This window comes from Actinosynnema sp. NPDC037264 (genome assembly GCF_055603705.1).
This window is the reverse complement of record NZ_JBVJVK010000124.1, coordinates 1-6,986: the sequence shown is the minus strand read 5'-3', so window position 1 is coordinate 6,986 and position 6,986 is coordinate 1. Positions and strand designations below refer to the sequence as shown.

General features: G+C 71.7%; 10 protein-coding genes. 7 read left to right on the top strand and 3 right to left on the bottom strand.

Going from position 1 to position 6,986, the window contains the following annotated elements:
- The first annotated feature begins 131 nt into the window (after positions 1 to 131).
- From era to ACZ7GX_RS45510, 5 genes are read left to right on the top strand one after another with little or no spacing between them, the layout of a single operon-like run.
- Entirely contained in the window at positions 132 to 1,028 is an 897-nt protein-coding gene (era, locus tag ACZ7GX_RS45530; protein ID WP_498786899.1) for a GTPase Era, read from the top strand.
- Positions 1,029 to 1,040: 12 nt separating this feature from the next.
- Entirely contained in the window at positions 1,041 to 1,793 is a 753-nt protein-coding gene (recO, locus tag ACZ7GX_RS45525; protein ID WP_498786898.1) for a DNA repair protein RecO, read from the top strand.
- Positions 1,794 to 1,847: 54 nt separating this feature from the next.
- Positions 1,848 to 2,666, top strand: coding sequence for an isoprenyl transferase (locus ACZ7GX_RS45520; protein ID WP_498786897.1), 819 nt, complete (start codon positions 1,848 to 1,850; stop codon positions 2,664 to 2,666).
- Entirely contained in the window at positions 2,667 to 3,095 is a 429-nt protein-coding gene (locus ACZ7GX_RS45515) for a YbjN domain-containing protein (protein WP_230566865.1), read from the top strand. It abuts the gene before it with no gap.
- Positions 3,095 to 3,367, top strand: a complete 273-nt coding sequence (locus ACZ7GX_RS45510) for a hypothetical protein (protein ID WP_498786896.1) — start codon at positions 3,095 to 3,097, stop codon at positions 3,365 to 3,367. The genes ACZ7GX_RS45515 and ACZ7GX_RS45510 overlap by 1 nt, the downstream gene beginning before the upstream one ends.
- Before the next feature lie 86 nt (positions 3,368 to 3,453).
- Here ACZ7GX_RS45510 and ACZ7GX_RS45505 read toward each other — a convergent pair whose 3' ends face one another.
- Positions 3,454 to 4,107: a class I SAM-dependent methyltransferase gene (locus tag ACZ7GX_RS45505; protein ID WP_498786895.1), complete on the bottom strand. Its 654-nt coding sequence runs from the start codon at positions 4,105 to 4,107 to the stop codon at positions 3,454 to 3,456.
- A gap of 98 nt (positions 4,108 to 4,205) precedes the next feature.
- Here ACZ7GX_RS45505 and ACZ7GX_RS45500 point away from each other — a divergent pair, with 98 nt between their 5' ends.
- On the top strand, positions 4,206 to 5,216 hold the full coding sequence (locus ACZ7GX_RS45500) for a permease (protein WP_498786894.1): 1,011 nt from the start codon (positions 4,206 to 4,208) through the stop codon (positions 5,214 to 5,216).
- Positions 5,217 to 5,246: 30 nt separating this feature from the next.
- Positions 5,247 to 5,981: a TIGR03943 family putative permease subunit gene (locus ACZ7GX_RS45495; RefSeq protein WP_498786893.1), complete on the top strand. Its 735-nt coding sequence runs from the start codon at positions 5,247 to 5,249 to the stop codon at positions 5,979 to 5,981.
- Between the two features lie 15 nt (positions 5,982 to 5,996).
- On the opposite strand, the gene ACZ7GX_RS45490 is transcribed toward ACZ7GX_RS45495, so the two are convergent.
- Both ACZ7GX_RS45490 and ACZ7GX_RS45485 read right to left on the bottom strand, forming a co-directional pair.
- On the bottom strand, positions 5,997 to 6,440 hold the full coding sequence (locus ACZ7GX_RS45490) for a Fur family transcriptional regulator (RefSeq protein WP_498786892.1): 444 nt from the start codon (positions 6,438 to 6,440) through the stop codon (positions 5,997 to 5,999).
- Complete coding sequence (locus ACZ7GX_RS45485; RefSeq protein ID WP_372470458.1) at positions 6,437 to 6,841, bottom strand: ArsR/SmtB family transcription factor; 405 nt, start codon at positions 6,839 to 6,841, stop codon at positions 6,437 to 6,439. The genes ACZ7GX_RS45490 and ACZ7GX_RS45485 overlap by 4 nt, the downstream gene beginning before the upstream one ends.
- Positions 6,842 to 6,986: the final 145 nt, after the last annotated feature.

Below are 6,986 nucleotides of genomic sequence, written 5' to 3'. Positions count from 1 at the left end.
AGCCATCCAACGGCAGAGGACTGATTGCCACACCCCACCAACCCGGGCGTCCGGAACATCGTGTCCCGGACGATCAAGAGCTTATGGAGGGCTGACGCGGCGCGGCCGACGGGTGCGGGGACAATGGACGGATGGATGGCTACCGTTCCGGGTTCGCGTGCTTCGTCGGCCGCCCCAACGCAGGCAAGTCGACGTTGACCAACGCGCTGGTCGGGACCAAGGTCGCGATCACGTCGAGCAAACCGCAGACCACCCGGCACACCATCCGGGGCATCGTGCACCGCGAGGACGGCCAGCTGGTCCTCGTGGACACCCCCGGCCTGCACCGCCCCCGCACGCTCCTCGGCCAGCGCCTCAACGACCTGGTGCGGGAGACGTGGAGCGAGGTGGACGTGGTCGGGTTCTGCGTGCCCGCGGACCAGAAGGTCGGCCCCGGCGACAAGTTCATCGCCGCCGAGCTGGAGAAGATCGCCAAGCGCACCCCGGTCATCGGCATCGTCACCAAGACCGACCTGGTCGGCCAGCAGCAGGTGGCCGAGCAGCTGCTCGCGCTGCAGAAGGTGATGGACTTCGCCGACCTGATCCCGGTGTCCGCGGTGAACGGCTACCAGGTCGACGCCCTGGCCGACCTGGTGCTGGGCAAGCTCCCCGAGGGACCGGCGCTGTACCCGGACGGCGAGCTGACCGACGAGCCGGAGCTGACCCTGGTCGCCGAGCTGATCCGGGAGGCCGCGCTGGAGGGCGTGCGCGACGAGCTGCCGCACTCGATCGCGGTGGTGGTCGAGGAGATGCTGCCCCGCGAGGGGCGCGACGACCTGGTGGACATCCACGCCAACGTGTTCGTGGAGCGGCCGAGCCAGAAGGCGATCATCCTGGGCCACCGGGGCGAGCGCCTCAAACAGGTCGGCATCACCTCCCGCAAGCACATCGAGAAGCTGCTCGGCACCCGCGTGTACCTCGACCTGCACATCAAGATCGCCAAGGACTGGCAGCGCGACCCGAAGCAGCTGCGCAGACTGGGTTTCTAGGGACTGGCGAAGGTGGCGAACCTCTACCGCGACACCGGTGTGGTCCTGCGGGTGCAGAAGCTCGGCGAGGCCGACCGGATCATCACGCTGCTCACCCAGAGGCACGGCAAGCTGCGCGCGGTGGCCAAGGGCGTGCGCCGCACGTCGTCGCGGTTCGGCGCGCGGCTGGAGCCGTTCGGGCACGTCGACGTGCAGTTCTACCCGGGCCGGTCGCTGGACGTGATCACGCAGGTGGAGACGCTGGACGCGTTCGGCGTGGTGCTGGTGGACGACTACCAGCGCTACACGGCGGGGTGCGCGGTGCTGGAGACCGCCGACCGGCTCACCTCCGAGGAGGGCGAACCCGTCCTGCGGCTGTACCTGCTGGTCGCGGGCGCGTTGCGGGCGCTGGCGGCCAAGGAGCGGGACGCCTCGCTCATCCTCGACGCCTACCTGATGCGCGCGATGGCGTTCGCGGGCTGGGCGCCGGCGGTCGACGAGTGCGCCCGCTGCGCCGACCCCGGCCCGCACAAGGCGTTCAACGTGCACGCGGGCGGCATGGTGTGCCCGCGGTGCCGTCCGCCGGGCAGCGCCACGCCGTCGACCGACACGTTGCGCCTGCTCGCGGCGCTGCTGCACGGCCGGTGGGACGAGGTGGACGGCATTCCCGCCGTCGCCCGCCGCGACGCGAGCGGCCTGGTCGCCGCGCACCTTCAGTGGCACCTGGAGCGCCAGTTGCGGTCGCTGCCGTTGGTCGAGAGAAAGGCGCAGGCGACCGACGGTTAGAGTCGCCTGCCGCACGAGAAACCCCTCCGCAGCACACCCCCTGAGAGGACAGCCATGCTCCGCCGACGGCGGGTTGAGCGCGTCCAGCGCGTTCCCCGACCCCCGGAACCGCACCCCACCGGCGCCACGCCGCCGGTGCTGCCCGCGGACCTCGTGCCCAGGCACATCGCGATCGTGATGGACGGCAACGGCCGCTGGGCCAACCAGCGCGGCCTGTCCCGGATCGAGGGGCACAAGCGCGGCGAGGCCGTCGTGGTGGAGGCGGCCAAGGGCGCGATCGAGATGGGCGTGAAGTGGCTGTCGCTGTACGCGTTCTCCACCGAGAACTGGCGGCGCAGCCCGGAGGAGGTCCGCTTCCTCATGGGCTTCAGCCGCGACGTGATCCACCACCGCACCGACGAGCTGGACGAGCTCGGCGTGCGGGTGCGGTGGGCGGGCCGACGGCCAAGGCTGTGGCGCAGCGTCATCAAGGAGCTCGAGGTCGCCGAGGAGCGCACGAAGGACAACGACGTGCTGAACCTGGCGATGTGCATCAACTACGGCGGGCGGGCCGAGGTCGGCGACGCGGCGCGGGAGATCGCCCGGCTGGCCGCGGCGGGCAAGATCAACCCGGAGAAGGTCGACGAGCGGACCCTCGCCAAGCACATGTACCAGCCCGACATGCCGGACGTGGACCTGTTCATCCGGCCGTCCGGCGAGCAGCGCACGTCGAACTTCCTGCTGTGGCAGTCGGCGTACGCGGAGCTGGTGTTCCAGGACATCCTGTGGCCGGACTTCGACCGGCTCGACCTGTGGCGCGCCTGCGAGGCGTACGCCATGCGCGACCGGCGCTTCGGAGGCGCCGTGGACAAGCCCGACGTGGAGGATTCTTAAGTGACCGACGAGGACGCCAAGGTGACCGCGGAGCTGCTCACCGCGGCCCGCGAGGCGTTGGAGATGTTCCACGAGGTGCACGTCGACGACGACGGCGCGCTGAGCTTCCAGCACGCCGAGGTGCCGTGCGCGGTGCAGGCGATGCGGCTGGCCGACGGCCTGACCGTGCTCAGCCTGACCTGCGTGGTGGCGTGGGACCTGCCGAACGACCCCAGCCTGGCCGTGTCCGCCGCGGAACGCGCCGGTCAGGGCCTGTTCGGCACGCTCGGCGTGGTGAACACCGAGCGCGGGATGGACGTGACGTTGCGCTACGCGTTCCCGGCCGAAGGGCTCAAGCCGGAGCCGTTGAGCACGCTGCTGATGCTGGTCGTGTCCACTGCCTCGCAGCTGCGCAACGAGCTGCTGGCCGGAACCGGGGACGGTGCCTGATGGCCGGGGTGATCGTGTACGAGCCCGACGACGAGACGGACGTGGAGGGCCTGCCGTGGGCCATCACGTTCGAGGCGTCGGCGGGGGAGGAGTGGGCCTCGTTCGTGTGCGGGCCCTACGAGCGTGACGACGCCGTGCGGCTGGCCGAGGAGGTGCTGGCCGCGAGCCGCGGCGTGACCGCCGTGGTCGAGCCGCTGCTCCCGGTCACGGAGGCGGTGGACGTGCTGGCGACGATCGCCGAGCTGCGTGACGAGGAAGAGGACTCCGAGTAACGCCGGGTGGCCACCTCGGTACGGTCGGGCACGGCCGTACCGGGGTTCGGGGGACCGTTGACGGTGCCCCGGCGGTTCTCCTACGTCTACCGCTGGGCGTCCTTCTCGAGGACCTCGTACCCGATAAACGTGAACATCCGCACGCCCGCGGCCAGCGGTTGCGGTTCGGCGTGGAAGCGGTGGGCGCCGACGCCGAAGCCCGCGTCCGGGTCGGACAGCCAACGGCGGGCGAAGCCGCGCTCCTCGAACCACTCGCAGATCAGCGGCACGCGGTCCGGCGCGCCGCGGTGGCGGGTCCAGATGACCGTGCCGCCCGTCCGGCACAGCTGGGTGCAGTGCTCGACGGTCCGCTCGATGTCCTCGTCGGTGATGTTGCCGAACACGCCGCAGACCAGCACGAGGTCCGCCGGTGCGAGGTCGCGGTAGTGGTCGGTGAGCGAGGCGTCGGCCGTCCGCACCTCAACCCCGGTCAGGCCGGCCGCCCGGGCCGTCGCCTCGGCGACCGCCGCGTTCCGCGGGTCCAACTCCACCAGGCGCGCGCGGACGTCGTGCCGCCGGGGGTGGTCGGCGAGCACCTCCAGCAGGTCGCGCCCCTGGCCCGCGCACAGGCAGAGCACCCGCAGCGGCCCCGGCGGGCTGTCGTCCAACGCGGCCCTGACCTGTGTTTGGACGGCCCGCAGCCGCCGCGCGAGCGCGGAGTCCGGGCGGTCGTAGTCGGCGTGCCACCCGTGCCAGTCCACGCCCCGAACCTACCGCCCGTGACGGTCACGTGGCCGTCGGCTGAAGACCCGACGTAGGTCGGTGAGCCGTCGGCGGTGGTTCTGGCATCATCTCGAAAGTGACAATCACTGGCGAGATCCGGGGCGCGGGGCCGCGCCGTCCGCCGCCGCGCTGGAAGATCACTTCGCTGGAAGTGCTCTGCGTGCTGCTCGTGGCGGCGCTGCTGTTGCAGGACTGGCTGGTCGGCGTGCTCGACGTGCCGGTGCTGCGCACGGCGTCGACGGTGTTCGTCGCGGTGTGCGTGCAGGCGCTGCCGTTCCTCGTCCTCGGCGTGCTGATCAGCGGTGCGATCGCGGCGTTCATCCCGGCCACCGTGCTGCGCCGGGCGCTGCCGACGAGAACCGCGCTGGCCGTGCCCGTCGCCGGTGTCGCCGGGGTGGCCCTGCCCGGCTGCGAGTGCGCGGCCGTGCCCGTGTCCCGCCGCCTGATGCAGCAGGGCGTGGCGCCCGCCGTGGCGCTGACGTTCCTGCTCGCGGCGCCCGCGGTGAACCCGATCGTGCTCGTGTCCACGGCCGTGGCGTTCCCCAACGCGCCGATGATGGTGCCCGCGCGGTTCGTCGGCGCGCTGCTCACCGCCGTGGTCATGGGCTGGCTGTGGACCCGGTTCGGCAAGGCCGAGTGGATCGCCGAACGCGCGTTGCGCCGCCTGCCCGACCACGACGGGTCGTCCCGCTGGCTGGTGTTCGCCGAGACCGCGCGGCACGACCTGGTCGACGCGGGCGGGTTCCTGGTGCTCGGCGGCGTGTTCGCGGCGGCGTTCAACGTCCTCGTGCCGCAGGCGTGGCTGGAGACGTTGGGCGGTCAGATCGTGCTGGCCGTCGTGGTGCTGTCGCTGCTGGCCGTGGTGCTGGCGCTGTGCAGCGAGGCGGACGCGTTCGTGGCGGCCTCGATGTCGGCGCTGCCGCTGCTGCCCCGGCTGGTGTTCCTGGTGGTCGGCCCGGCGGTCGACGTCAAGCTCATCGCGCTGCAGGCGGGCGCGTTCGGCAAGTCCTTCGCGGCGCGCTTCGCACCGGCCACGTTCCTGGTCGCGATCGCGTCGGCCCTGGCGGCGGGAGTGGTGTTCCTGTGAGGCGGGAGAACCGAGGAGGCGTGGGGACCCATGAGGCGTGAGACGCAGAACATCCTGCTGGTCCTGCTCGGCGGCGCGCTGCTCAAGCTCGCGCTGACCGGCACGTACCTGCGGTACGTCAAGGAGTCGTTGCAGCCGTGGCTGGTCGTGACCGGCGGCGTCATGGTGGTGCTGGCCCTGGTGTCGATCGCCCGTGACATCCGCGCCGGGCAGTCCCGGGCAGGTCAGGCGGAGCCCAGCGGGGTCGAGCACGCCGGGCACGAGCACGGCTCGTCGCGCAGCCCGTGGATGCTGCTGCTGCCGGTGCTCGCGGTGTTCCTGATCAGCCCGCCGGCGCTGGGCGCGGACACGGTCAACCGGTCCGACCGCAACGCCGCCCAGGAGGCCAAGGCGTCGAGCGGGTTCGCCCCGCTGCCGTCCGACGAGGTCGTGCCGCTCACCATCGGCGGGTTCGTCACCCGCACCGCGTGGGACGACTCCGGCTCGCTGGACGACCGCACGGTCAAGCTCACCGGGTTCGTGGTGCGCAAGGACGCCGACGTGTTCATCGCCCGGCTGACGATCTCGTGCTGCGCCGCCGACGCCTCGCCGGTCAAGGCGAAGATGGTCGGTCAGGACTTCGCCGCGCTGCCGACCGACCAGTGGGTCGAGGCCACCGGCCGGGTGGTGCCCGGCTCGGCGACCAAGGAGAGCGCGTTCGTGCCGACGTTCACGGTGTCGCAGGTCGTGCCGATCACCGCGCCCGAGGACACCTACGAGGGCTGAGCCACGAGGCCCGGGCTAGGAGTGCCGGGCCTCGGCTCGGCCGCCGTCGCAGCAGTCGCGGCACGTGCCGAAGATCTCCACGGTGTGGCTGACCTCGACGAACCCGTTCTCCGCCGCGATCCGGTCGGCCCACTTCTCCACCGCCGGGCCCTCGACCTCCACCGTGCGGCCGCACCCGCGGCACACCAGGTGGTGATGGTGGTGCTGGGAGCAGCGGCGGTAGATCGCCTCACCGGAGTCGGTGCGCAGCACGTCGACCTCGCCGGCGTCGGCCAGCGACTGCAACGTGCGGTAGACCGTGGTCAGGCCGATGCCCTCGCCGCGCTTGCGCAGCTCCTCGTGCAGCTCCTGGGCCGAGCGGAACTCGCCCAGCGAGTCGAGCAGCTTGGACACGGCGGTGCGCTGCTTGGTCGAGCGCAGCCCGGGCACCGCGGTGGTCGGGCGCTCGCTAGTGGTCACATCTCCTCCGTCCGGGGGGTCCGGTCGGTCTGGTTGATACCACGCGGCGGCCCCTCGTCCACATGGGTCACCGCGTCTACCACGATGTGCGCGAGGTGCTCGTCGACGAGCCGGTAGACGACCTCGCGGCCGTGCCGCTCGCCGTGCACCACGCCCGCGGCCTTGAGCACCCGCAGGTGCTGGCTGATCAGCGGCTGGGCCACGCCCAGCGCCTCGACCAACTCGTGCACGCACCGGTCCGCCTCGCGCAGTTGCAGCACGATCGCGATCCGCACCGGCGCGGCGAGCGCCCGCAGCAGCTCGCCGGCCGCGGACAGGGTCCGGGTCGGCTGCCGCGGCGCCGGTGGTGGCACCCGGCGTTCCGGGGAGTGCACGTGTTCGCCCCGCACTCCTGCCGTCACGGCGCCTCCCACGTGGTATGGATTTTCACCACCGATACTACGGCGCTAGATGTAGTGGCTAATCAGGTTGTTGACGGCGTGTCGGGTTGAAGACGGGAGGACCTCCGGGCGGAGTGGATGTGTCTGACGCATCCCATCGGCACAC

Coding starts and splice junctions, on each gene's coding strand:
- era (WP_498786899.1), top strand. CDS start 132: ATGGATGGCTACCGTTCCGGGTTCGCGTGCTTCGTCGGCCGCCCCAAC.
- ACZ7GX_RS45520 (WP_498786897.1), top strand. CDS start 1,848: ATGCTCCGCCGACGGCGGGTTGAGCGCGTCCAGCGCGTTCCCCGACCC.
- ACZ7GX_RS45510 (WP_498786896.1), top strand. CDS start 3,095: ATGGCCGGGGTGATCGTGTACGAGCCCGACGACGAGACGGACGTGGAG.
- ACZ7GX_RS45495 (WP_498786893.1), top strand. CDS start 5,247: ATGAGGCGTGAGACGCAGAACATCCTGCTGGTCCTGCTCGGCGGCGCG.